The following is a 25,866-nucleotide window of genomic DNA, read 5'->3' as shown; positions in this document are numbered from 1 at the left end:
CGTGCCTGACTCTGGCGGTTCAACGAAGCAGCGGCGTGCGGGTGGGCGTGAGCGACGACGAGCTGACCGCGCTCGTGCGACAGGCCTTCGAGACGTGGGCTTCCGTCGACTGTGCGGGAGCGCCACCGCGTTTCGCCGTGAGTGTGGCGGCGCCGGTTGATGCGGCCTTGCCGTTTGCGTGCACAGCGCTTCCTGAAGACAACATCGACGTTTGGGGCATCAGCCCCCAGTTTCCGAACCCGCCGGTCATCACACTCGCCACGGGGGTCGTGGCCGGAAGAACCACGCCCGTTTTCACACTCCCCGACGGACGCGTCTTCGACGCCGACGTGGAACTGAACGAATTGTGGCTACAGTTGCGCCGCGACGATGCAGCATCGGTACGCGGCCACCTTGCCACCGTGGCGCTCCACGAAGCCGGTCACGCGCTGGGGCTGGCCCACTCGCAGGACCCGCAGGCTCTGATGTTTCGCTCGTATGCGGTCGAGGCTTATCGGGGGCTCACCGCCGACGACGTGGCCGGCATCTGCGCCCTCTTCCCGCCCGTAGCCCCAGCGCTCGCCTGTACGCCCACCCCATCAACGCCTGCCGCCTTGAATCCGACAGCCTGCGCCGCAGTCCCGCCGGAGGCAGCCGGCGGGTGCACGTTTGCCAGTCGACACAGGGCCACCCCTGAACATTGGGCGTGGCTCGTGCTTGCGCTTGGCCTTGCCGCAAGACCGTGGCGAAGGCGCCCGAGCGCGAGGTGACCGATTATCGAAGAGCTGCTCCGGAGATCGGCAGCCCTCTGCGCGCGCCTGCGCGAGCTGCCACGGAATCGTCACGAAGACCCTGCGTTCCGGGATGTATGAAAGGCTCGTATCGCGTTCATCCCGTGCCTTCGGCACCAACCGGGAGACCTCTCATGATCCAGACCCTCACGCGTCTTCGCGCCGCTTTTGCCCTTGCCCTCGTTACGTCCCTCGTCGCTTGCGGCGACGGGGACACATCGGGACGCCCCACGGGGAGCGTTCGCTTCGAGCTGGACGTGCCGGAAGGCCAAACCGTGCAGTCTGTCGATCTGAAGCTCGTCTGCGCCGGCAGTGGCGTGGACATCACCAGGACGTTGCAGGTGCAAGACGGACGCATCCTGGCCGTTTTCGGCGGCCTTGCGGCCGGAGAGTGCGTGGTGACCCTGGGCACCAAGACCGGCGAGGGTTTCGAGTGTCAGGGCAGCAAGACCTTCTCGGTGGTGCCCGCATCCACGGTAGACGTGCAGGTCACCCTGCTCTGCAGCGGCATCTCCAATGGCGGCGGCGGGGCACGGGTGCGCGCCACCGTCGCGTACAAAGACTGCTCCGCCGATCGGATCAAGACGATCTACGCGGCCCCTGCGGACGTGCTCCTGGGCAGTTCCACCGCGGTGAACGTGCTTCTTCACGACGCTGCCGTCGTGGGTACGCCCTCGTTGACCTGGTCGCTCCGCAACGACGCGGCCCAGACTGCGCAGGGCACGCTCGGTGACGGCACCTGCCACGAGGGCGCGTTCGCATGCAAAGCCTTCACCTGCAGTGGTCTGGGCACAGCCTCCGCAGCGGATCCGTTCACGGGTCTGCCCGCCGCGGGGGTCTTTGTCTCCGTGACGTACGAGGACGACGATTGCCTCGACACCGAAGAGGTGTGGCTGTCCTGTCTTCAGGCCAACGTATGCGGAGACGGTCAGCAAGAGGGCACGGAGGCCTGTGATGACGGCAACACCACGAACAACGACGGCTGCTCGTCCACCTGCGCCATCGAACGCTGCGGCGACGGCATCGTGCAAACCGGCGAAGCCTGCGACGGCACGGCTGGTCTCAGCGAGGGCCAGGGCTGCACACCAGAGTGTCAGATCTCCTCGGCCGCGACCTGTGGCGACGGTGCGGTCAACCAGGCGTCCGAACAATGCGATGGAGACGCAGGGCTCGAGGCCAACCAGCTTTGCAGCGACACGTGCACCATCGTGCCCATCTGTGGTAACGGGGTGGTCGAGGGTGCCGAGGAATGCGACGACAGCATGAACCCCGCCTGTGTCGAGTGTAAGCTCGAGGTGCAGGAGAACAACCTGTGTCTGGAGTGCATCGCCACCCGGACCGAAGTCGGCGAGTTCAACGCAACGGTTTGTCAGCCTGACGCACTCTGCGCTTCGGTGCTCTCCTGCATTCTCGCCAGCCCCACCTGCTGGACGGCCATCGCGCCAGCAGCGTGCTATTGCGGCAACTCACAGGCCAAGATCGACGAGTGCGAGAATCCCTCGTTCGTGCCCGAGGGTGACTGCGCGGCGGAGATGAAGGCCGGCGCGGGAAACAACCCTGTGAATACCGATGTGCTGGCGCGCTACTTCGACTTCAACTACCCCATGGGGAACGCCACCGTGATCGTCGACGAGGCCTTTCTCAAATGCAACGCTGAGTGTTTCTGACGCTTCAACGACCGTAACCCGGGAGCTTCGCCATGCGCCTCGCCCACGCCGGTGTCTTCGGAGTTGTCCTGTGTGCCTCGTTCGTCTTTCCGAGCTGTAGCGAGAAGACGGACAAGGCGCCCTTTGATGGGTACGACCCAGGATCGACGTTCGTTCCCACGTCGCCGAGCACGCCGGGGACACCCTCCCAACCGGGCTCCTGCCGCGAGGTCAAGGCCGAGCTCCTGGCGGCGCGCCGCGAGGTCACGGCGGCTGGCGCTCCGGGGAGCGGCGGTGGAAACAACACGCGCAGCATTACGAAGCAAGAACTCTGGACGGACTTCGAGAAGAGCTGTGGGCAGGCCGGCTGCCACGGGGTGGCGGTCGGCGCGGCGCCGCGGCCCGACCTGAAGTCGGGGGTGACGGGCACGTTCACCATCAACCTGGAAACCTTCACCCAGCGTGCGGACCTGGGCAGCCTTTCGCACGCCCGCATTCTGTCCGCTGACCGCGACAAGGTCATGCCCCCCGGCTCGGGAGACGGAAGCCGCCGTGCGGCCAACGAGCCTCTTCGTCTCTTGGCCGAAAGAATGCTCGCCTGGGAAGAGCAGCAGTTCCCCGACGTGTTCCAGGTCCAGACCAACGAGCCTCTTGCCGGAGGCAGTCCCGCGCCCTCATCCGCGCCTTACCGGCTGCCAGCGACCATGGCAGCGGGCTTGACCAACATCGGCAGTTGTCTGCCCACCCAGAAGCTCGAGATCGTGCAAGACGAGGCGAAGGCGCTCGATGCGCGCTTCGCGAGCATGACGTCTTTTGCGGACCTGCCTGACACGCTCGTGGAGACCGACCTCGCGACGCTCGACTCGGCGGAACTCGCGCGCCGCGGAGTCTTTAGCTACGCCCCCACGTACACGCTGTTTTCCGATAACGCCTCGAAGATGCGCTACGTGCGCGTGCCCGTGGGTCAAAAGATTCGCTACAACCCGGAGACGAAGGACTTCTTCATCCCGCCCAACACGCGGTTCTACAAGACGTTCTTGCGCAAGGTGATCGACAAGAACGGTGAGGTGGGCTACCGGAAAATGGAGACGCGGCTCATCGTGTCCCGCCCCGACGAGCTCCTCCCGGACGGACGCTACGCGGTGCGATCGTTGATGGTCATCTATGCGTGGGACAAAGACGAGCAGATGGCGAGGAAAATCATCGATCCGCTCGAGAGCGGAGACCCCTGGGCCGATCGCCTCTGCCCCTACGTGACGGACGAACGCGCCCCGCGCGATCCCGACAAGAACCCCGTCAGTCCCGAATCCAACCGCGATACGTGCACGTACATGACGTCCGATGAGCTGGCGAACGCCGCCTCCGGGAAGATTCGACACTATCCCTTGCCCAGCCGCGAACGCTGCGTGGAATGCCACATGGGCTCTCAGAATCACTCCTTCATCCTCGGGTTCACCCCCTGGCATGTCGATCGACGATCGGCTGACGACGAGATGAGCGGGGTCTTCGAGCCTCCCTTTGCGGACGAGCTCGAACAGCTCCAGCGCCTCATCGAGTGGGGTGTGATTGAGGGCATTGCTCCGGGTGAGGCGAAACTCGAGGAGTCGCAAGGTACACGCAAGCCTCGCAACAAATACGAAGCGGTGGCGCAAGGCTACATGATGGGCAACTGCGCGTTTTGCCACAACCCAACCGGGTTTCCCACCGTGCAAAATCCCGTGCTGAAGGACTTCGATCTTTTCCCGAGCGCCACGGGGGGAGTGTTCCAGTTTCCTTTGGAAAAGTACTCGCCACGGGCGAAGGTGGGTCCCCTGCAAACGCTTCGGCACCCCTACATTACGCCTGCGATCGGCGACTTCGAACTGACGGACGGGTTCACCGGCTCCGAAACGGAAAAGCCAAACACGAAGACGCTTCGAGAGCTGACCTCCCGCGAGCTCTTTCCCACGCTCGACTATCTTCCACCCGTGGGGCCCCGCTCCAACAATCCCGGCCAGAACCTGGATGAACTCGACCCGGTCGAGGGCATTTTCAAGTTCTATGGCCCCTGGCGAAGCCTCATTTGGAGGAACGTGTATACGCCCTTCACCTACGAGGAGGACAATACGCTCTTCATTCACATGCCCCGCAACGTACCGGGCTACGACTGCCGGGCGCAGACGATCATGGCCGAGTGGATGCTGAGCATCCCCAGCATTCCGAAGCTCAAGAAGTTGGCGGTCAACGATCCCGTCACAAATACGATCCTCGTGCCTGGACACGAGCAGTACAAAAAGGGTGCCACGGGCTTTGAGCAGCCCTATCAGGAGGTCAAGGAGGGCGAGTTCCCCTACGAGAACGTGGTTGCGGGCGATGGCAACAAGCTGCCTGACAGGGATGGACGGGCGTATGGGTACCAAAACGCAGTGACTGAGGCCGAGCTGCGCCTCCAGCGCTTCCGCAACAGCTTGACCGGCAGCCACTGCCCTGACGACGACGACACGGTCGATCCCGGCGTGGCCAAGGGTGAGCGCAAAGCACCCATCGACGAGGGGCGGCTGAACGGTGCGCGTGTGAACGTCGCCGCGCAGGGCACATTGCGCGATGCCGTCCCCGACCGCGCGCACTGGGTGGTTGTCGACACCACGGATCGAAAAGACGTGTGGAAGCCGCGCCGCTCTCAGTGGAAAGATATCTTGGTTGATCGCAGCCCCTCGGTACCCGTGTCCCCTGAGGTGTCGACGGTGGTCGACATGCTCCAGGGGCTCTTCCTCGACAGCGAACAGGAACGGTTCGCAACCGAGTCTTTGCCCATGGGCTTCTGGGCGCCCGAATGCAGCGAGAGCCAGGAGGCGTCTACGTCCTCCAAGCGTCTGTCCGCGTGGCAGGCGGAGCTTGCGTCGAGTTCCCCTTCCCCCGGCTACCAGTGGCTGGTCGCGAAGGAGGGCCCACGGTTCGCGCTGCGCGACGGGGCCCGAAGGGTTCATCAACAAAGCCGCGGTGAGGCTGTCTTCCGTGCCACATGCCAGAATTGCCACGGACGAGACATCGATTCACGCAGTCCCTTGGCGGCCACCATCCTCGAGCTCACCGGCGGTGGGGTCAGGGTGGCGAACTTCCTCGATGGCATGCTGGGCCCGGTGGCCGCTCCGGGCCAGTTCGCCCACACAGAGTTCCAAGGGGCGAAGGGGGGCGGCACGCCCGCCGATTGGTTGGCGCGCTACATGGTGTTCATGGGCATGGGCGGAACACTGAGTGCCATTCCTCCCATCGCCGTGCGGCTCGTATCGACCAGCCCCTTTTACGGTTCTGCACCCAAAGCGGGCGACAACGTCAAGGACGCCAACATGCTCGAGTCTGCACGCGCACTCTGTCGAAGCGTGCTGGATCTGCCGTGGGAGGTGAAGTTCTTCCGCAATCCGGCCACGGCAGCGACCGGCATGTACCTGGACGCCCGATCGATCGTTCCCTTCGTGGAAAACTCAGGCCACTTGGAACTTTGGGCCTCCCTTTGCGGGTTCAGAAATACACCCACGGTCCGGGTGTTCACCGAGGCGTTCCCGTCTCCGGCAGCCACCGAAAATGCAGCCGACCTGTTCAGGGAACCGACCGGAAGTGTCTATCTGGCGAAAAGTCCAGAGGGAGAGTGGCTCTACCCGCAAAACCACCCCGTAGGCACCCTGGACGGGCGTGTGGAGAAAGGCATCAACGCCAACAACCTTTTCGCCTGGTGCGTGGCACCGAAGAGCGAAGAAGACCGTCAACGTGCGGTTTCGCACTTTCGCCTTGCAGGCGTCGACGACGAAAAGGACATGCCGTTTTGTCCTTCACCGGTGCTGGCACGCGCCTTTGGCAACAAGGGGGTTCATCAACTTTGGCCGAGGTCGAGTGCGCTGGTTCCCCGCTTGCTCGACGATTGGACGCGACGGGGTGCCATGAACGCAGGCGTCGCGGCGTACTACTTCCTCGATGGCATGACGAAGAAGAAGCTGCAGCCGAAGATCGGGTTCGATGAATGCAAACGTTGACACTTCTGAAGATCATCCGAGCCTGGCCATGAAGCGCCCTCTTCACACCTTTTTCTGCACGCGTCACGTTTTGTGGCTTGCCGCCTTGGGGGCACTGGCCGCCTGTGGCGACAACGTCCCCGCACAAAGCCCGGTTGATGTCTCAGTGGAGATCCCAGACGGCGGGTGTAGCGACGCGGGTTGTCCCGACCCCACCGCGCCCATTTGCGGCGACGGACTCGTGGCTCTTCCCGAGACCTGTGACGACGGCAACCTCGTGGCGGGCGACGGATGTAGCTCGCTGTGCCAGGTGGAGACCTGCGGCAACGGCATCGTCGATCCCTCGGAGTCGTGCGATCCCCCGGCCGCCGGCGTCTGCAGCGCGACCTGCGGCCTTTTGAACGTGACCTGCGGCAACGGCACGCTGGATCCGGGCGAAGAGTGCGACGACGCCAACACCGCATCAGGTGACGGCTGTCGCGCCTGCCGCAAGGAATGCGGCGATGGGCTCCTGGACGCGACCGCAGGAGAAGAATGCGAGCCTGGACTGGGGCCCCGCGCCGCCGACGGTTCCAGCACCACATGCACGGCGGCCTGCAAGCTCAAGCCCTTCTGCGGCGACGGCAGGCTCAACGCCGAGCTGGGAGAGGAATGCGAACCGGTCAACGGCATCTCATGCGTGGGGGCCTGCAAGCGCGCAGGCGCGACTATGCCTGATGCCGGTCTGCCGGGTTGCGTGGTCACGCCCGATGCGGGGGCGGCGGACGCAGGTGCGCCCGATGAGAATATCGTGCCCAACAGCACTTTCGACACGAACCTGGCGGGCTGGAGCGTAGGGCCCGCGGTGCAGGCGCAACATGACCCGAGCGCAGGAGCCAAGAGCCCCGGCAGCGTCAAGGTGACCTTTACAGCAGGCACTTTGCCCCCGTTCAGCGTGGACGGCGTCGCCCGCTGTGTGGCTTTTTCCCCCGGAGCCTTCCTGGAGTTCCGCGCCGCCTACCGCAACGCCGCAGGGCAGCCCGCAGGCGCCAAAGCCTTCGCCGTACTTCAGGCCTTCTCGAACGGAACCTGCACGGGCAGGCCGGTCAGTACAGGAGCCGCCAGCTCGCCAAGCGCTCAGCCGGACACATGGCTCACCTATAGCCGCCTCATCGATACGACCAGCCTCGCGGCCTCGTCCCCCGCAGCGTCGCTGCTCATCAAATTGGGCGTGGTGGCTCCCGCGGGGGCATCGGCGTCCGCCTCTTGGGATGATGTCACTCTGCGCGGCGCCAACATCACCGAGCTCTTCCCCAACTGTGGAAACTGCCAGCTGAACGACGGGGAAACCTGCGACGATGGGAATCTGCTCTCGGGCGACGGCTGCAGTCCCGTGTGTGGCAAAGAGTTCGATTGCGGCAACGGCAAGCGGGAGTTGGGCGAGGCCTGTGACGAGGCCGCGACCTCCTTCACCGCTGCGGGTTCGTGCACCCCAACCTGCCGCAACAAGACTGCGTGCGACAACTGCGCCATCGCCGAGTGCCGCCCGCGCATGGACGCCTGCCTGGGCCTCGAAGGCGTAGCCGCCGCGGGCCCCGCCAAAGGCCGCGCGAAAGCCTCACTGTGTGAGGGGCTAAGAGAGTGCATCATGCGCACCGGGTGCGACGGTAAGACGGTCATCTCGACCCGGCCGAGCTTGACGTCGAGCATATCCATACCCGCAGGCGAAAGCCGGCTCGAGAACTGCTACTGCGGCAGCGCGGGCCCCGGTTGCCTCGAACCCGGACGTGCCAACGGAAGCTGCCGTGCGCAGATTGAGCAAGCCCTCGAAACGGTGGACCCTCTCACGATCATGCAGCGGTTCGGCGGCTCTGACACGCGCTTTCCCGTCGTGGCCGCGGTTGGTCAGCTCCTCTCGTGCCAAGGCCAGGCGTGCGCTGCCGACTGCGTATCCCCCCTCGCCTGCGGCAACGGCATCAAGCAGGAGAGGCCGCTTGCGTTCGATGTCAACACCACACTCATGGTGGGCAGGACTCCCAATACCTGCAGCGACGGCATCACGCCCACGGGACTCGGTTGCACCTTCGAGGAATGCGACAGCACTCCCGATTGCGACGACCAATGTCTCCTTCTGGCCTGCGGAAACGGCATCCGCCAAAGGGGAGAAGCGTGCGACGATGGCAACACCACTCCCGGCGACGGATGCGATGCGGCCTGCAAGAGCGAGTTCGTGTGCGGGGACGGTGTGGTCACGGCCGACTTCGAGGCGTGCGACCCGCCTTCCACAGGCCCCGTGTGCAGTGTGGCGGAGGCGCAGGCCAACCCCATGGCCTGCGGGTGCGCCAAGGACTGCCAGCTCAAGGTCTGCGGAAACGGCATCGTTCAAGAGGGCGAGGTGTGCGACCCACCCGACGGCACCGTTTGCGACGATAAGTGCCAACGCATCGGTGTGAGCGCGTGCGTCGAGTGCATCGGTCTCGTTGAAGGCGAGTGCGGCAAGCCTCTGCTCAACGGGGTTCCTCTGGAGAAGGACCTGGGGCGAGACATTGGGTGTCTCAACGATGCCCCTTGCCTCGCACTTCTCAATTGCCTCCTGGACTCGCGCTGCGGCCTCGGATTCTCACCGCAAGCCTGCTACTGCGGACCTACCCCGGAAGACAACGAGATGTGCGAAGACCCCAACTTCGTGCCCAAAGGCGTATGCGCGGAACAGTCTCGAAAGGCCTACGAATCGCAGTTTGCGATGACACCGACAAACGCTGCGATCTTTGACGACTACTTCAGGGTCGAGCCCGCCCCGGGACGTCCGGCGTCCTGGTACATGGCCAACATCCTTGCCGACTGCCACCTTTATGTAAGCAATGGTCACGCGACTGAGCTCAGGATGTCAGGACAGAGCGAGGAGACCATCGCACGCTGCGTGGCGGCCTGCGGCTCTCGGTAGCAACCACCCCTTCAGGAAGCGAAGATGCAAAGACCCTTTAGGCTCTCTCTCTTTTTTCTCGTCGGCGCGCTTGCCGCCGGCTTCGGCCCGGCAACGCATGCCTCGGAACAGCCGGCACTTGCGTCTGGCGATCTCGCCTCGAAGTGGAAGGTGAACGACGACAATCCCAAGGCGAACATTCCGTCCGTGGCAGAGCGAAACGCCGATCCCCTCGAGTTCGCGTACTTCCTTCAGGACATGGCTGCGCGCGCGGAAGGAGCCTTCAAGGCCTCGGATTGGTCCGGCGCCGTCAAATATTACGAAGCGCTCGCAACAGCCGTGCCCGAGGCTTGGGTCTCGTTCAGCCGCCTTTGTCTGGCGTACGCAAAGCTAGGAAACTTCGACATCGCGGCAGGAAACTGCGGCAAGGCCGTATCGCTGACCGGCGCCAAGGTCATGGATCACCTGCGCTTCGTGGAATACACGCTCAAGGCGAAGCGCTTCGGACCCCGCGACATCAACAACATCGAAGCCAGCCTCGCGCATCTGCAGGAGCATCTCAAGGCGAACCCCCAGCCTTCCCTCGAGGCGTTCAAAGCGAAACTGAGCGGCAAGACTGAGCCCGCCCCTTCGCCCGCCCCGCCGGCGGCGCAAGCCCTTGCGCAAGCCGAGCCCCCCAGAAAACGCAGCCGCGAAGAGATCATCGAGGCGGTCAAGGCTCTTCAACTCAAGAAGGTGCGCGAGAAGCTCGAAGGCGCCGCGAGCGAACCCGCCCCCGTGATGCACTTGCCCACCGAGGTGGGATTTTTGGAGTGCCGGTTCGCCGTACGCCTCAACGATGCGGCCCGGCTCGGCCGGTGCGTGGCGCAGCTGCGGAGCCAGGGCGTTCCAGACCCCAACCTCTTGCCTTTCGACTGGGCGTTGGCACTCGCCGAAAAAAATCAAGCCGGCGCCGAGGCGATCATCGGACGCATGGAGGCGCTTGGTTTGTCTGCACAAATGAAAGCTTCGATGCGCGCCGAGCTCGAGAGGGCGTTTCCCCGCTTTCAGGCGCCGAAGGTGTTCGTGGCGCTTGCGGCATTGCTCGGTGCCGTGGCGGCGTTGACGATTTATCTGTGGGCCCGGCGCAGAGGGGCTCGGCCGGCACCCGCCGTTTGAGCTTCCCCTTCACGACCAGCAACCAGGGCCGCCCGCTTTTTGGGCGGCCTTTTTTCGTAAACACGAGGAGAGACGTACATGATTCGTAAACAACTTGGAACACTCATGGTCTTGGCGGGGGGGGTCGGCACGGCCGCCGTCCTGGCCGTCGCCTGCGGTGGTGACTCGAACGGGGGCGGCACCGGCAACACGGGCAACCTGCCTGCAGGCACCGGGGGCGTCCCTGCCGGTACGGGAGGCATGGGGATGGTCCCGGTGGGAGGCACAGGGCCTGCACCAACGCCCATGGGGGGCACTTCGGGCGGAACCGGCGGCGCCCCGGGAACCATGGCAGATCCTTGGTCATTGAAGAGCTATTTGGAGCTCCCCACGTTGGCCAACCGGGTGGGCCCGTCCGGGATCGACAACAAGGGACAGCCTGGCGCGGGAAGCACCCTTACCGGCGCTGCCTTCACCAAACCGGCCATGTGGAATGGCTTTCCCGTTCCTGCGTACTTCACCAACACGGCGTACGTAGGTGCCTTCGAGCCAGGAAAGCCCGCGTGGACAGACGGCTGGACCATCGGCATCAACGGCAACAGCGCGGTTTGGGACTTCGCGAAGGGGGAGCCCAACACCGCACTCGCAACGGCAACCGCCCCCGTGGCCAACAAATCCTGTCCCGCGGGCACCACGCTGGCTGCGCAGTCGTTCGCACAAACCTTCGGCCCTCTCACGAACGACGAGGCCAAGCTGTTCGTGGCCGCCGGCGACTACGACATCTGTGAGCTGACTTCCTTCGAGCAAGCTGGGACGATCAAGCTCACGAACGACAACGTTTACCGCTTGGCGGCCATGCCCGTGCGCATCGGCAACGGCTACCAACGTACAACCGTCGTCCCACCGGCCAGCCGTGTAACGGCCGTCCTCGAGATCGAGGCGGGCACCTTGATCTTTGGGTTTCGGGGGCAAGCTCTGGCCATCACCCGAGGCTCGAAGATCATGGCCAACGGCACGAAGGAAAACCCCATCGTCATGACCTCCGAGGATCAACTCAAAGGCCGCTTCGACGGCAGTCCCTCCACACCCATCGACACCAACGCCGCCGAATGGGGCGGACTCGTTCTGATGGGGCGCGCCAAGAGCAACGAGTGCGTCACTGAAAACGACGCGAACTGCGACGTCGAGGCGGAGGGCCAGGTGGGCAGCTACGGTGGCAACGACGACAGCGATGCGAGCGGCTCTCTCAAGTACGTGATCGTCCGTCACGCGGGCTTCGACGTCGATGGAAACGGCAATGAGCTCAACGGGATCTCCTACTTCGGCACGGGCTCAGGCACGCTCACCGACTACGTGCAAGTCCATCGAAACTTCGACGACGGCGTCGAGCACTTTGGCTCGGCAGACTTCATTGGGCACGTGGTTCTGACCTCGAACGGGGACGACAGCCTCGACTGGGGACAAGGCTGGCGCGGTGGTGCCCAACACGTGGTGGTCCTGCAATCCGATGTCTTCGGAGACTTCGGGATCGAAGCGGACAACGACGAAACGAACAGCGCACGTGCCCCTGTCTCGTTCCCTCTGCTCGCGAACCTCACCATCCTGGGGCCGGCCAATCCCGGGCCCGGTGTGTTCGCCGGTGGCACCGTGCTTCTCCGACGCGGAACGAAGGTGCAGATCTGGAACTCTGTCTTTTCGCGCGCAAAGACGGGCTGCATCGACGTTGACGACCTGGGTACGTTCGCCCACGTGCCAAGCCCCACGATGCCCAGCAATGATCTGCTGATTCGGAACTCGGTCTTCGACTGCCAGATGCCCTTCGTCCTCGAGTGAGGACACGGTGAAGCGCCAGGCAGACCACAGGGTTTCGCCTGGCGCCACCCACCGGCCGCAGCTCAGTAGCTAAGTGCGTAGGTCAACGAGCCGGACACGCCTAGTTTGTAGGCCCGCTGAACGCCCTCTCCCTGCTCGAAGCGGAACGTCGGATTCATGAGGTTCCGGAGCGACAGCTTCAGGGCGCCACGGCTTCCGAAGTTGAGACGACTCGTAAAGTCGAGCAGCGGGGCGGGCTTTTCGTAGATGTCGGGCAGGCCTTTGTTGCCCACGTCGCTGATCCGGGCGCCGAAGACGTTGAACGACAGCGCCGCCGAGAGCCAGTCTTCGCCATCGTCGTACTCGAGCTGGGCGTTCACGACCCACGGCGATTGGCCCTGCAAAGGTCGATTTTGGCTCGTGTTCGTGCCGATGGCTTCGCCCAGGTTCACCTCGGACCGGATCACGGACACGTTGGCGACGGCCGTCAGGCCCTCCATCCAATCGGCCCATCGTTCGAGGTCGTGCCGACCTTCGAGCTCGAGGCCAAAGTTGGACGCGGCGGGCACGTTCGCGAAGGTGCGCACCCCGCCGCTGTCTGCCCCTCCCCCCAAGATCACCTGCTCGATGGGGTTGTCGAAGTCTTTGTAGAACACGGCAACGGACGCCGTCTCCGTGACCGAAGGATAGTACTCGAAGCGGGCGTCCACGTTGCGAATGCGCGCGACCTCGAGGTTCGGATTGCCGCGCTCCTCGAACCTGGTTTCCGGATTGACGAAGATGTTCTCGGACAGCTCCTTGAGCTGCGGACGGTTCACCGTTTGGCTGTAGGCCGCGCGCACTTGCGTTTTGTCCGAAGTGAGCCAGGTGAGGGTCAGGGCGGGAAGGATGGGGGTATCGGACAACCGGGAGACGGCTCGCTGGTCAGTGGCCCTGAGACCGAAGGTTTGTGTTTCGATCGACGCGTCCTCGTAGCGCACGCCGCCCTGCGCCTTCACTCGCTTTCCCAGATCGAGCTCACCCGCCAGGTAAAGGCCGGTCACGTCGTAAAAGCCGTCGTAGTTGTCAACGTTGAGGCCCCCGTCCACGATCTCCCAGCGGCCCCGTCCGAGCGCGCCGGGAACGAGGTTTGCTTCGACCGAGGGATTGCTCGTGCGCTCCAGAATGTCCGGTGAAAGACCGAAAAAGTTGGTGATGACGTAGTTGTAACGGTTGATCCGTACCTCGCGTTTGGCTTCGCTCCGCGAGGCCCCGAGCTTCGCCCGTCCCTCGACCTGCGAGCCCAGGCGCAGCGGCGCCACGAGGTTGAGCCCGTAGCTAAAGGCGTCTTCCGTGAACTCTTCGTAGCTGCGCACCGCGGGGCGCCCGCCCGTGGCGGTTCCGAACGAAAGCGCAAAGGGATCGTTCTGCGCGCGCTCGAGCCGGGCGTACTTCGTCTCGCGCCGATCGGGCAATGCCTGCGCGGCCCGCGAGTAGGCGACCGCCCAATCCACACCGAGCCCCTTTTCGCCCCCCACCTTGTGTTCACCCCGAAGCTGCGCGCTGGCCATCTCGCGCTCGAGCCACTCCAGCATCGTCCAGCGTTCAATGCGCTGCTCGCCCACGTTGTCGACCTCACGGAAGAGCACGCTGTCCTGCGTTCTGCGCGTGATCATCGCAAAGGCGCCGATCTTGTGGTTACGACCGAACTCGGCAGACAAGGCGCCCATGGACGTCAGGGACACGTTCTTCGCCGTCCACGACAGATCCGTCGTGTCCAGAACCTGCAGACCTCCCGGTTGAAGGGAGAAGGTCTTGCGGAGCTCGTTCCTAAAGCGCGTGTTCGTGTCGTAGCCCGCGTAGAGCCTGTAGCCGATGACAGTGCTGCCGCGGGCGGCAAGCCGGCTGCCCACTGAGACGTCCACGCCGTAGTCCGGCCCCATGGTGAAGGGACGCGCGTCCCACACGTTTGGAAAGGACCGCCACACGGCGTCCCTCAGCTCGTCGGGGCTCACACGGCCGATGTCGTCCTGCCCGCCGTTGGTCGCCTCCTGCACGAGCCGTGGCCACGCGCGCGTGCCGTCGTCGATGCCCAAACGATCGAGCGACCCGCCTTGATAGCCAAGGCCTTCCCTAAAGGTGGATTGTGAGTTTCCACCGAGGGTCAACGAGGCGTTGAAGAAAAACGCCTCGGGCACGCCCCGGGTACGCAGCAGCACGAGCCCTCCCGAAAAATCCCCCGGCAGATCGGGCGAGTAGGTCTTTTGCACGACCACGCTTTCGAGAATGTCGATCGGAAACAGATCGAGCGGGATCACCCGGCGGGAGGGGTCCGGACTGGGCAAAAAGCTGCCGTCCAAGAGCACGGACGAGTAGCGCTCTCCGAGACCCCGCACGTAGACGTATTTACCGCCCACCACGGTCAGCCCCGCCACGCGCTTGAGGGCTCCCGCTGCGTCGCTATCGCCCGCCTTCTTCATCGCCTCGGCGCCCAGCACGTCGGCCACTTCGGTGGTCTCCCGCCGCTCGTGCGTGACCGCCACCACGCCGCCTTGCAGCCGCGGTGTCGACACCACGAAATCGTCCAGCTCCACCTCCGAAGACAGCAACCTGACCTCGAGGCTGGTGGTCGCTTCGGCTTCGACGCTCACGGGGCGCGCGGCGTCCGTGGCGTAGCGGGGGTGAACGACAGACAGGAACCACTGGCCCTGCGGTAAACTCAGGCGAAAGCGTCCCTGGGCGTCCGTCTTGACCTCGAGCGCAGCGCCGCGCACGAAGATGTACGCATCTTGTACGAATGCGCCCGTCTGATCCGCGCGCACCACCCCCTCGATGGTGCCTTTGGGTCCCTCGAGCGAGACAGGCCGCGCCGCGGCCATAGCGTCGGCGTTTGGCACTTCGACCAGAAGATTGACGAGGTGGCCGTCTGAGCTGAAGGTGGCAATCACCTCGGTGGTCTCGCCGTCTACGACCTTCACCGGCAGCGTCTCGAGGCTTCGCACAGGCGCGTCTGGGTTCCCGGGGGAGAACGTGTCGGAACCAAAGCTGAAGCGCAGAGGGTAAGCCCCCGCGGGGACCTCCAAGCGCACGGCGCCATCCATGTTGGTTCGCCCGGTCTGCGCGAGCACGTCGACCTGCACGTCCTCCATGACCACCCTCCGCTCGCCCGTGACTTGTCGAAACACGAGCACGGCAAGACCGCCCCTCGGGGGCTGGGGCTCAGTGTTCGCGCCGGCGTCCGCCCCCCCGTCCGCGGGCGGCCCGGAGCCTCCGTCGGGCGCAACGGACAGGGCCAATGACGTGAGGAGCAGGTGTAGAAGATGTGGAAAAGTCACGATGAGTGAAAAGGCCCCACTACGGTGGGCACCCGTCAGGCGGCAAACTACCCACATCAGCTCACCGTCCGGGCAACAACTCCATGACGTTCCGTTCACAGTCTTTCCCCACGCGCTCTCGGGCCCTGGGCGTAGCCCTGGGTACACGGGCGCAGACGGTGGCGCTCGTGCTCGCGCTCGTGCCCCTTGGGGCCGTCGCTTGCCAGGGCGGGGGGGAGGCGACGCCCGATGCGGCGGTTGATGCGGCGATCGAGGCCGGTGCCCCCTCCGTCTGCGACCTCCTGGCCGCGCGCGACGGGGGCAGTGACGCCGGGGTGCCCGACGAGTTCGGCCCCAACGCGGCCCCCGCCAAAAACGCCTCCGCCCTGGCGCGGCTCAACATCTACGAAGTCACCCGCCCGCGCTGGCTCACGGGCGTCGAAATCTTCCTCAACCCTACGCTGCCCAACACCCGGGTGACCCTGGCGGTAGCCGAAGCGCCCTCGAAGCAGGCGCCTTTCACCACGCTCTTTACCTTGCAGGTCGACACCGTGGCGTGCCCGGCCTACGTGAGCGCGGGCCCGCTCCAGATCCTCTTGCGACCCGGCCACTACTACGCCGTGGGCTTCGATCCGAACCAGGCCGTGGGCTTTGCCTCCGTCACCGACATGGGCAGCTTGCCGATCGATGGCGCCTTTGGCCGGCTCATTGGCTCCCGCACGGACTCGAGCGTGTCTTTGCCCACCCTCGGCTGGGACAAGTGGAGCGACAAGGACTACTTTCGGCAGCGGCTCACCACCACCGAGGCGAGCCTGCCTGATGGCGGGGCTCCCACCGATGCGGGCGCCACCGACGCGGGCGCCACCGACGCCAATTGACCGCGGGCCTTCAGGTGGGGGCCACCCAGGACTGCACGGGCCCTTCCAAGACCACACCGTCGGCTTCGAGGTAGAGGTGCCCGCCCGCAAGGGTCACGATCCAGCGCTGGCGCAGGGTCTCCATCTCCTTGAGGTACGCAAGCACGCTCGGCGGGGGCAGCCAGGCCGTGAGGTTGCCCCAGTTGCGCGGCAACTTCGGCCAGTGGCGCACCTTCTCCGTGAACGCCGCGTAGCGCTCTTCGCCATCGAAGACGATGTGCGCTTTGGCGTCGCGGTTGTGTTGCACCACTTTCTTCGCCAGGTCGGCGGACACGTCGCCACAGCCCACCCACAGACTGAGGTGGCCGGTCAGGTCGTTGGCCATGAGATCCGGGGCATCCCCCACGCACACGCCGGGCCCGAAGCTGAGCCCTTCTTCGTACACCAGGCAAAACGCAAGCACGCGCAGAGCCAGATGCTCCGTGGTCTCGGACGGGTGGCGTCCCACCACCACGGTGCGGTCGGCATTCAAGCCCCGCTCCACGTCGGTCAAGGTCAGGCGGTATTCCCAGCGTTCAGGGCGGTACAAGGGGGGCTCCTTCGAGACTCAGTTCACCGTGAGTGTGCCCACGATCAGGCGCTTGCTGCCGTCGCTCGCGGCGGTGGGCACCACGTCCATCCGTTCGGAGCCCTTCCAAAGGCCCACGTACAGCGTGTAGCTGCCCGGGGGCAGGTGGGGGGGGACCGCAGCAACGTGACGATCCACGATGGTTTGGCCTTGGCGCCACCGTTCCAGGGGAAACGCTCCCGCAAGCGGTGGGTGATCCAGATTGACGAACACACCGGACGGACCGTTGAGATGGAAAAACAGCTTCCAACCTTCGGGAATCTTGCCCAGCACCTCGAAGTGATAGGCCACCTCGAAAGACTCGCCGCGTGCCACCGTGGTGTTCGACAGATCCACGCCTTTGAAGCGCACCACCGCCCCCAAGGTCGCGTGCACGGGCAAGGTGGGCGGGGGGGGCTTTCGGCCTTCGACGAACACCCCTTTGGCGATCTGGGCTTGGGCGTCGGGCGGCACCGCGAGCCAGGCCATCCACTGTCGCAAACGCGCCTTGAGGGCCGGGCACACGTCGGCACCGGCAGGCGTGCCCCACAGATCGGGACCGTTCGGCTGGGCCAGGTCGTAACACTCTGTGGTGTTGTGAGGCGTCCAGTTCCACACCAGCTGATGGGTCTCGGTGACGATGCCGCGTTTTTTGTTGTCGCCTTCGTACGACACCTCCTGGAACACGGGCGCAATCGGCACCTCGGGGCGCGGCGTGCCGGCGAGCAGATCCACGAACGAGCGGCCCAGGAAGCTCTCTTCGTGGGGCGCTCCCAGCAGATTGACCAGGGTGGGTGCCACATCGACGTGGCTCACGGGCGTGGCCACCCGCCGCGGGGGCAGCCCCGGAACCCGCACGATGAAGGGCACCTTCGTTTGGGGCGGGTAAAGGTGGTAGCCGTGCGCGACCACGCCGCGTTCGCCGAAGCCTTCGCCGTGATCTCCCGTGACCACCACGATGGTGCGCTCCCACAAGCCCTCACGCACGAGCCCCTCGAAGAGCCGCCCGAGCTGCTGGTCGGTGAACCACACCTCGCGATCGTAGAGATCCGCGGGCGCAGCGCCAAAATCGGGCGCGCCCGGGTGTCGTTCGTAGGAGAGGTGGGGGTCGTAGTAGTGAACCGAAAGAAAGAACCGTTGGTCTTTGTGCGCTTCGATGAAGCCAAGAGCATCATCGGTGATCTCGCGGGCCGAAGAGCCCACCGACTCGGCGGGCCCCGCCACGTTGGTATGCAAAGCGGCCCGCCGCGTGTCGTAGACGTCGATGCCCCGCTCGAAGCCCCGGCGTTCGTCCGCATCGAAATAGCTGTACGCCCACAGGCTGCCCGTCACGAGCCCCGCGTCTTTGAGGGCCTGCCCCAGCGTGCGCACGGAAGGCGCCAGACGCGGCCACCAGCTGCGACACGCGTTGCAGTCCTGCCAGCTGAGGGCGCTTGGCCAGCGCCCCGTGAAGAGCGCCGGCATCGAATAACGGGTGGAAGGCGCATGCGCCCATCCGTTCTCGAACACCACCCCCTCTTGGGCCAGGCGGTCGAGGTGGGCAGAGGTGTTGCGAGGGTAGCCATAGGCCCCGAGGCGATCGGCGCGCAAGGTGTCGATGGCGACCAGCAGGATGTTCGCGTCCCGGGGCACCGTTTGGGGCACGGCATGAAACGGCGGTGACGTGAGGGGGGCAAAGACCGCGTCGTGGCCGTCGCAATCCTGATCCACGCCATCATCGGGCCAGTCGAGGGCGCCGGGGTTGATCTCGGGCTCGGCGTCGTTGCAGTCGCCGCCGCCGAGCAGGCGGGCATAGCCATCACGATCGGCGTCGAGCGCGCGGCTGCCGTAGGTGAGCGCAGGCCCCACCAGGCCGCCCCGCGCCGAAAGCACCTTGCGTGCGACCTCGGAGCCTGCGCTGGCAAGCGCGAGCGGCACACACAGGCCGAGTCCCACGGCCGCGTACATTCCCGCCCGCCGCAGGGATCGAAAGGCCCCCGCACGATGCAGGCCCACCCCCACGGCAGCGATGAGGGCGGCCACGATCAGGTCGGCCCAGGGCAGGAACTGCAGATCACGCTCCCAGCGCAGCGCCCCCAGCCCCGCCGCGGCGGCCAGGCAGAGCCCCGGCACCGCGACCTTCACCCCGCGTGCGCCCGCGACCCCCACGCGGACGTGCGCGCCCGCCCGGGCCGCGCGGGCGACGAACCAGGGCCCGCCCAAGCCAAGCAGCGCCACCCAGGCGCCCCGCTCGAGCAAGGCCGCGCCCCGCAGCGGCGCGCGCGTGCGCCACACGATCACAAAGGCAGCCCCCGACACGAGACCCAAGGCCAAAGGACCGAAAAGCCAGCGCCCGAGGACCGAAAGCCCGGCGGGCCGATCGCTGTCGTCGGCTTGGGGCGCGCCCCGCGAAAAGGCCCTGGCGAGCGCAGGCCCAAAAGCGGCCGCCAGCGCAAAGCCAAGCCCCAGCGCCAGCACCACGAGGCCCGCAGCCAAAAAGCGGTTGACCCGCGTCGCCGTGGCAAGCAGCGTGGCCACACCCAGGCCGGCGGCAAGGGCGCCCGCCGCGGCCGCGCCCCCCACACGGGCGACAGGCCCCGGGGATCCGGCCTGGCCCCAGACCCGCACCCAGCCCCACACCGAACACACGAGCCCGAGCGTGCCGCCCCCGATCGCGTCCACGGCCAGCGCCAAAGCCACCGTACGCCCGAAGCCCGCGGGGGAAAGCCCTGCCCCCAGCGCCACCCGCACCCCGTCGGCCAGACCCACCACGGCACCCGCGCCCAGGCCCGAAAGCACGGCGGAGGCGAGGGACGGGCGGTTCGACATGAGCGAAGAGCTACCAGGAGCGCCACGAATTGACCAGGAGAAGCAGCCACTTGCGCGGCTCGGAGCCGCGCGCGCGGCCCCCCGGCCCGGGGTGCTCCTGCTTTTCCTGTGCAAGGCTGAATCGCGGGGGCACTCTGGGTGTCCAACACTCATGGCACGTCTCTCTCGTCAGCGAAGCGGCCTCTACGCGCTTCTGGGTCCCGGCGCGGCCGCGGCGATGCTCGCCGCCTGCGCCACCACCACGCCACGCCTTGCGCCGGCCTCGGTTGACGCCCCCCCGGTCGCCACACTAAGCGAAGGGCCCCCGATGCTGCGCTTCCCCGAACGCCTCCACTTCCAGATTCGCCACTCCCTGGCTGGACAGGTGGGTGAAGTCACGCTGCTCGTCAAGGCAGAGACGTCCCCTGCGCCGCTGTGGGCAGGTGAGGGGTTCGGCTCGGGCTCGTTCCTGGGCTTTGGCACCCGCAGCAAGTTCTCGCTGTCCTTCGATCCGCAGACGGCGCTGGCGCGGGCGTGGACCGTCGAACGGGACACCGGCAGCGCCGTGATCCGCGACGACGCCGCACAAAGCGCCCCGGGCGTGGTGAGCACGCACCGCCTGCACAGCAAAAAACCCGAGAGCTGGGCCACGCTGAACGCGGGCGCGGCGACGTACGACCCCTTTGGATATCTGCTGGCGCTGCGCACCCGCGGCCCCCAACGGGAGCCCTGGACCGCCCCGGTGCTCGATGGCCGCGCGCTGTGGAGCGTGACGGCTGCGCCCCCACGGGCCGAGACGATCAAGCTGGCCACGGGCCCCCGCACGGCCCTGCGCTACGAGCTCGCGGCAGCACCCATCGACTGGCAGGGACGCCCTTCGACGCTGCGCAAGCCGCGCACGATCACGCTGTGGCTGTCGGACAACGCGGAACACACGCCGCTGGCACTGGTCACGAACGCACCGCTTGGCGAGCTGCGCGTCGAGCTGGCCGCTGACGGGCCTGCGGTGGCGCTTCACTGACGGGGATCATGCGCGCAGGGCTGCGCTCAGGCTTCGGTCACGAAGGGCGCGGCCAGCTGGCTCAACATTTGGCGGCGCGCGTTCGCCAATACATAGTCCGGGGCCAACCTCACCATGGTACGCCGCCGGTGGGTCGAACCGTACCAATGCACGATCCGTGTTTGCGGCGACAACACCTGATCGAGGTCGTGGCGCGCGTGATGCCGAAACCAGTGGTCGGCGATCTCGGGGGCCAACGGGTAAAAGTACTCTGGCGGATACACCACGAGACCGGCGCCCGCGTAGTCGGCCACATGCCGCTGCAGCAGATGAGTGCCCAGCGCAAAACGCACGCGCCGTCGCGCGGGTGGCACCTTCACCATGCGCGCGAGCAGCTCCAGCATGAACGGGTGACGAGCGGCGCAGCCCAATACAGCGTTGTTCACCGCCAGAGGATAGAGCCCTTCGACCATGCGAAAATGCAAGTAGCCGCGCGGCCACAGGCGAAAAGCTTGCCGCAAACCCAGAAGGGCCCACGACTTCAGCTGGTCGGCCGCGCGACGCTTCTGTATCCAGCGAAGCGGCCGCGCCACACGCTCCTGTCCGCAGAACGCGCCGCCGGACGCGCGCAGATCGTCGAGGCTCTTGACGGTCACGGTGTCGGTGTCGAGGTAAACGCCCCCCTCGGCCGCCAGGGCCAGGCAACGCAGCACGTTCGATCGCGCGCTCGGCGCGGTGAGCTCGGACATGAGCGCGGCGAAGGGCGCCGGGGCCACGCCCGCCCCGGCACACAGCGCCTCGAGATCGATGGGACGAAAGTGCACCCGCGGGTCCGCAAGCAGGGGGCCCAAGGCCGACGCCGCGAGCGCCTCATCGTGGTGCAACACCACGCGCGAAAAGCCCCCCCGCTCGAGCGCGGAGCGGATGGCCAGCACGTTGAACCAAGGAAACCAGGATCCCAGCCAGACGAAGTGGGCCGTTGCGGGAATCATGCGCGCGCATCCTGGCACGCGAACGTGCACCGTGCGCCGTGGCCTCACGAGTGCTGCGAACTCGTCACAATTGCCACGAAAGAGTTTCCAGTACGCCGTTGACCCTGCCCTGCAGGTGCGCTGCTCTTGCCGCCCGTGACCTTTCGATTTTCCTGGCGCCGCCTCGCAACCGCCTACGTCAAAAGCGCGCAGCGCCGCCCCCTCGCCTTCTTGGCACTGTGGAGCGTGCTGGTCGCGGCAGGGGTCTTTTCGGCCCGGCGCATCGTCATCGATCCGTCGCTCACCGCACTATTGCCGGCAGAGAGCCCTTCACAGGAAGCGATCGCCACGCTCAAACAGCGGGTGCGCAGCACGGCCTCACTGTATCTCGTGGTCGCCTCGAGCGATCCCGCGCTCAACATGCGCCTGGCCGAACGCCTCGCCGAGGAACTGCGTGCCTGGCCCGAGACACGATGGGCCGTGGCCAAACGCGATCCCCGCTTCTTTCTCGAGCGGCGCTTGCTCTTTCTTCCGCCCGAGACCCTCGATGGCTTCGCCACGCGCGTGCAGGAACGGCTGACGTGGGAACGCTGCGAAGCCAACCCCATGTGTGTCACGCTCGACACGCGCCCGCCCTTGCCCGATGCGGCCGAGGTACGGGCGGCGTTCCGCGACGACGCGAACGTCAAGGCGATGCTGGGCCTTTTGGGGGCGGACAGCACCGCCCCGTCCGCGGATGCGGCACCGACCGGCACGAGCAAGCCGCCGGCCGGCACGCTCTGTTCACCCGATGGGCAGGTGTGCGCGGTGGAAGCGTCGCTGCGAGGGGATCCGGACAACCTGGGCTTCGCCACGGCGATGAGCCAGCGGGCCGAGGCGCTGTTCGCCAAGCTGAGGCCGCCCCACGCGCCCTCCGGCCTTCGTTTGGAGGTGAGCGGCCCCTATCGCAACGCCCCGATGGAAAAACAGATCGTGTCGAACGATCTCCGCCGCACCACCTTGCTGGGCGCGGGGCTCATCGTGCTGCTGATGTTGGTGCAGTTTCGCTCGTTGAGGATTCTGTGGTTGCTGCTCGTGCCGTTGGTGGCAGGCATCGCGTGGACGCTGGGGCTCATCGGCCTTGTGCATCCGCAGCTCAACCTGCTCAGCGCCTTTGGGCTGTCCCTGCTGGCGGGGCTGGGGATCGATTACGGCATCCACCTCTTCATTCATTACAGCCAGCGCCGCGCGGGCGGCGAGCCCCTGGCTTCGGCCCTGACCGAAACGCTCGTGCACGTGGGCAACGCCATGGTCACCGCCACCGCCACGACGGCGTGTGGATTCGCCGCCCTGAGCGCCGCACGCTTCCGTGGCTTTTCGCAGATGGGCCTCATGGCGGGGCTTGGTGTGGTGATCTCCATGACCGCCTTCCTGGTGGTCATGCCCCCGCTCGTCTTCGCCACGGATCGGGTGTGGTCCGAACGCCCTCTTCGCTTTCGCCTGCGGGGGCTCGGGGTCTTCAGCTGGCTCGACGCGTGCGTGCGGGGCACGAAACGCCGCGCCCGCATCGTGGTGGCCGTGGCCCTCGTCGTGACGATCGCCGGGGGTCTTGCGGCCACGCGCATCGGGTTCGAGTACGACTTTCGTCGCTTGCGCCCCTCCCGCGTCAGCCACGGCCTGCCCTGGGGCAAGGCCCTTCACGGCACCACCCGTGTGCCGGTGTTCGTGCTGGCGCGCTCCCGGGACGAGATGCGCTCCGTGGCGGAGCGGCTGCGGGCCCAGGGCCCCGAAGGGGTGGCGAACCCCGATGAGCCCTGGCTCGTGACGGCGGAGAGCTTCATTCCCCGCGACCAAAGCGCCCGCCTCGCAGCGCTGGCGCGGCTACGTGTTGCGCTCGAGGAGGCCGTGCCGTTCATGAGCGATGAGCAGCAACGCGCCTTCACGACGACATGGGCGCCCCTTGTGGCCGTAAACCAGCCCTTTTCCGTGGAGCAAGCGCCTCCCTGGGTGGCGGACTGGCTGGTCGAACGGAACGGACAGGTGGGCTCGCTTGGCATCATCTACACCGACCTCAGCGGCGCGGACGCCCGCCAGATGCAGCGGCTGGCCTCGCAGATGGCGCGCTGGCGCCAGGCCTTTCCTCACGTTGTCTTTGCCTCACCGGCTGCGCAGGTGGGCGAGGTGGTTCCTGGGCTCGCCGCGGACACCCCCCTCATCTTGGGCCTGGCGTTTGCGGGCCTTGCGCTGGGCACATGGCTCATGGGGCGCTCGCTGCGGCGCACGTTGCTCGTGCTCACGCCTCTCGCGATGGCCATGGTGCTCACCTTGGGGATCGCCGTCGCCTTTGGGGTGAAGGTGAACCTCTACAACCTCATCGTGCTGCCCCTCGCCTTCGGCCTCGGCGTGGACGGCGCCATCTACCTCGTGTGGTTGCCTGCCGAAGGGCCGCGCACGGCCCGGCATACGGCGGCCTTCGCGATCGCAGGCTCCACGCTGACCACCTTGGCAGCCTTCGGAAGCCTGATCGCGGCCGAGAACCCCGGCATCGCTTCTTTGGGCTCCTTGGCCCTCATGGCGCTCGGCAGTGCGCTCGTGGCCAACCTCGTGTTCTTGCCCGCCCTGCTCCGGCTCGTACCCTCCGCTCAGGGTGCGCACAGGGGCCCAAGCGCCCCCTCGATCCCCTCGTCCCAGGGCGGCGCTTGACGCTTGTGACGGTTCACCACCGCGGGCGCCCGCAGGAGCCCGGTCAGGTACGCGAGGGCATGAAGCCCCGCCCAGCGTGACAGGGCTCGCCACGTCCCCAGAGGCTCGTCGCGCGTTTCCTGCGCCTGACAGTGGCTGCGGGCTGCCTCGAAGGCCGCGTAGTGCCGTTCGACCGCCTGGGCAGGGCCACAACGATCGAAGGCGCTGCGACGGGCGCTTTCCGCAAAGGCGCGGCGGCGCAAGGGGTTCGCGAGCAGGTGACACACGGCCTCTCCGAACGCGCGATCGGCGGCGGGCTCGGGCGTGGGCGTGATGAGAATACCCGTCCGCTCGTGTTCGATCTGGTGGCTGACGCCCATGTCGTCTGCCAGGGCCACCGCCGGAAGCCCACAGAAGGCGGCTTCACTCACCACCTGACCGTAGGTCTCCGACAAGGACGTGTACACGAAGAGATCCGCATGTCGGTAGTAGGCCGGCGCAGAGGCCGCGCTGCACTCGCCGGGGAAAAACGTGCGATCATCGATCTTCAGTGACTTGGCCAACGCCTTGAAGGCATCGTGATCGGGTCCGTCACCTACCAGGGTCAAGGTGGCGTCGGGACTGTGCGGCGCGATCTCCGTGGCGAAGATCTGAAGGAGCCGCGCCAGCCCCTTTTCGCGCGTGTGGCGACACAACACCAGCAGGCGCCCGCCCGGGGTGGCGCGGGGGTCGAAGGGATCCGACTGGCCCCGCTCGGCAAACATGTCCACATCGACGCTGCGGGGAATCACGAAGATGGGCGCAGTCACCCCGCGGGCACGCCAGTACATCTCGAGCCCCCGCGACAGCACGATGAGCCCATCACTGCGGTTGTAGATCCGTGCGGCCTGCCGCTCGAGCCGCGGGATCACGAAACGCTCGAAAAGCGCGCGCACCCGAGGCACGTCATGCCAACCATCGGGCAACACCACGTTGTAAACGCTGGGGAGGTGGATCGTGTTCACGCACAAAAACGGCACACGCTCCGTCTTGCGCAGCCACACGGCCAGCTCCGTGAAGGCCGAGCCGGTCTGACAGAGAAGTAGGTCGAAGTGTTGCTGTCGGGCGGCCTTGAGCGAGGCCCTCGAAGGCATGGGCAGATAGACGCCCGGATGATTCTCGAGCGGAAGGCTGGGCAGCATCAAGCTGCGGGCGGGCAGATCACCTGGCCCAGCCGCGGGGTCACGCGGGCCAAGCACCGTCACCGTATGCCCACGCCGACGGAACTCCCGGTAAAGGCGCTGCGATGCAAACGACGACCCGTTCGCATACGGGATGCGCACATAGTCATTCAAGATGCCGATGTGATGGGGCCAACCGGGCGCCGCCGGGGAGGCGAGCGCCAAAGTGCTTTCGTTTCGTAAGGGCAACGACACCATGGAAGATCTCTCCCCCTCA

At 66.2% G+C, this 25,866-nt stretch carries 14 protein-coding genes; 9 read left to right on the top strand and 5 right to left on the bottom strand.

All coding sequences use genetic code 11. The features are described from left to right. The first annotated feature begins 35 nt into the window (after positions 1 to 35). From KA712_03695 to KA712_03670, 6 genes are all read left to right on the top strand, one after another. Positions 36 to 749, top strand: coding sequence for a matrixin family metalloprotease (locus KA712_03695; protein ID MCG5052043.1), 714 nt, complete (start codon positions 36 to 38; stop codon positions 747 to 749). A 98-nt stretch (positions 750 to 847) separates the two neighbouring features. Then, the gene (locus tag KA712_03690; GenBank protein MCG5052042.1) at positions 848 to 2,437 is read left to right on the top strand and encodes a DUF4215 domain-containing protein; all 1,590 of its coding nucleotides are present in this window, start codon (positions 848 to 850) and stop codon (positions 2,435 to 2,437) included. A 32-nt stretch (positions 2,438 to 2,469) separates the two neighbouring features. Then, positions 2,470 to 6,423, top strand: coding sequence for a hypothetical protein (locus KA712_03685; GenBank protein ID MCG5052041.1), 3,954 nt, complete (start codon positions 2,470 to 2,472; stop codon positions 6,421 to 6,423). A gap of 28 nt (positions 6,424 to 6,451) precedes the next feature. Continuing rightward, positions 6,452 to 9,325, top strand: coding sequence for a DUF4215 domain-containing protein (locus KA712_03680; GenBank protein MCG5052040.1), 2,874 nt, complete (start codon positions 6,452 to 6,454; stop codon positions 9,323 to 9,325). 24 nt (positions 9,326 to 9,349) lie between these two features. Further along, on the top strand, positions 9,350 to 10,462 hold the full coding sequence (locus tag KA712_03675; protein ID MCG5052039.1) for a hypothetical protein: 1,113 nt from the start codon (positions 9,350 to 9,352) through the stop codon (positions 10,460 to 10,462). Between the two features lie 78 nt (positions 10,463 to 10,540). Then, on the top strand, positions 10,541 to 12,274 hold the full coding sequence (locus KA712_03670; GenBank protein MCG5052038.1) for a hypothetical protein: 1,734 nt from the start codon (positions 10,541 to 10,543) through the stop codon (positions 12,272 to 12,274). A gap of 62 nt (positions 12,275 to 12,336) precedes the next feature. Here the strand turns inward: KA712_03670 and KA712_03665 are convergent, their stop codons facing one another. Further along, positions 12,337 to 15,567, bottom strand: a complete 3,231-nt coding sequence (locus KA712_03665; GenBank protein ID MCG5052037.1) for a TonB-dependent receptor — start codon at positions 15,565 to 15,567, stop codon at positions 12,337 to 12,339. 83 nt (positions 15,568 to 15,650) lie between these two features. On the opposite strand from KA712_03665, the gene KA712_03660 reads away from it, so the two are divergent. Further along, the gene (locus tag KA712_03660) at positions 15,651 to 16,424 is read left to right on the top strand and encodes a hypothetical protein (protein ID MCG5052036.1); all 774 of its coding nucleotides are present in this window, start codon (positions 15,651 to 15,653) and stop codon (positions 16,422 to 16,424) included. Positions 16,425 to 16,434: 10 nt separating this feature from the next. Here KA712_03660 and KA712_03655 read toward each other — a convergent pair whose 3' ends face one another. Then, a complete protein-coding gene (locus KA712_03655) occupies positions 16,435 to 16,992 on the bottom strand; it encodes a YaeQ family protein (GenBank protein MCG5052035.1) in 558 nt (185 codons plus the stop codon). 18 nt (positions 16,993 to 17,010) lie between these two features. Next, positions 17,011 to 19,818: a sulfatase-like hydrolase/transferase gene (locus KA712_03650; protein MCG5052034.1), complete on the bottom strand. Its 2,808-nt coding sequence runs from the start codon at positions 19,816 to 19,818 to the stop codon at positions 17,011 to 17,013. A gap of 151 nt (positions 19,819 to 19,969) precedes the next feature. On the opposite strand from KA712_03650, the gene KA712_03645 reads away from it, so the two are divergent. Then, positions 19,970 to 20,818, top strand: a complete 849-nt coding sequence (locus KA712_03645) for a DUF3108 domain-containing protein (GenBank protein ID MCG5052033.1) — start codon at positions 19,970 to 19,972, stop codon at positions 20,816 to 20,818. Positions 20,819 to 20,844: 26 nt separating this feature from the next. Here KA712_03645 and KA712_03640 read toward each other — a convergent pair whose 3' ends face one another. Continuing rightward, the gene (locus tag KA712_03640) at positions 20,845 to 21,789 is read right to left on the bottom strand and encodes a hypothetical protein (GenBank protein MCG5052032.1); all 945 of its coding nucleotides are present in this window, start codon (positions 21,787 to 21,789) and stop codon (positions 20,845 to 20,847) included. A gap of 135 nt (positions 21,790 to 21,924) precedes the next feature. On the opposite strand from KA712_03640, the gene KA712_03635 reads away from it, so the two are divergent. Next, a complete protein-coding gene (locus KA712_03635; protein ID MCG5052031.1) occupies positions 21,925 to 24,450 on the top strand; it encodes an MMPL family transporter in 2,526 nt (841 codons plus the stop codon). Here KA712_03635 and KA712_03630 read toward each other — a convergent pair. Beyond that, positions 24,390 to 25,847, bottom strand: coding sequence for a glycosyltransferase (locus tag KA712_03630; GenBank protein MCG5052030.1), 1,458 nt, complete (start codon positions 25,845 to 25,847; stop codon positions 24,390 to 24,392). The two genes, KA712_03635 and KA712_03630, sit on opposite strands and share 61 nt — an antisense overlap. Positions 25,848 to 25,866 lie beyond the last annotated feature (19 nt).

Source organism: Myxococcales bacterium, from assembly GCA_022184915.1.
Taxonomy (GTDB): Bacteria; Myxococcota_A; Polyangia; order Fen-1088; family Fen-1088; genus JAGTJU01.
This window is presented reverse-complemented; position numbering and strand designations above follow the sequence as displayed.

Coding starts and splice junctions, on each gene's coding strand:
- KA712_03645 (MCG5052033.1), top strand. CDS start 19,970: ATGGCACGTCTCTCTCGTCAGCGAAGCGGCCTCTACGCGCTTCTGGGT.
- KA712_03675 (MCG5052039.1), top strand. CDS start 9,350: ATGCAAAGACCCTTTAGGCTCTCTCTCTTTTTTCTCGTCGGCGCGCTT.
- KA712_03640 (MCG5052032.1), bottom strand. CDS start 21,789: ATGATTCCCGCAACGGCCCACTTCGTCTGGCTGGGATCCTGGTTTCCT.
- KA712_03630 (MCG5052030.1), bottom strand. CDS start 25,847: ATGGTGTCGTTGCCCTTACGAAACGAAAGCACTTTGGCGCTCGCCTCC.
- KA712_03680 (MCG5052040.1), top strand. CDS start 6,452: ATGAAGCGCCCTCTTCACACCTTTTTCTGCACGCGTCACGTTTTGTGG.
- KA712_03650 (MCG5052034.1), bottom strand. CDS start 19,818: ATGTCGAACCGCCCGTCCCTCGCCTCCGCCGTGCTTTCGGGCCTGGGC.
- KA712_03690 (MCG5052042.1), top strand. CDS start 848: ATGAAAGGCTCGTATCGCGTTCATCCCGTGCCTTCGGCACCAACCGGG.
- KA712_03685 (MCG5052041.1), top strand. CDS start 2,470: ATGCGCCTCGCCCACGCCGGTGTCTTCGGAGTTGTCCTGTGTGCCTCG.
- KA712_03670 (MCG5052038.1), top strand. CDS start 10,541: ATGATTCGTAAACAACTTGGAACACTCATGGTCTTGGCGGGGGGGGTC.
- KA712_03660 (MCG5052036.1), top strand. CDS start 15,651: ATGACGTTCCGTTCACAGTCTTTCCCCACGCGCTCTCGGGCCCTGGGC.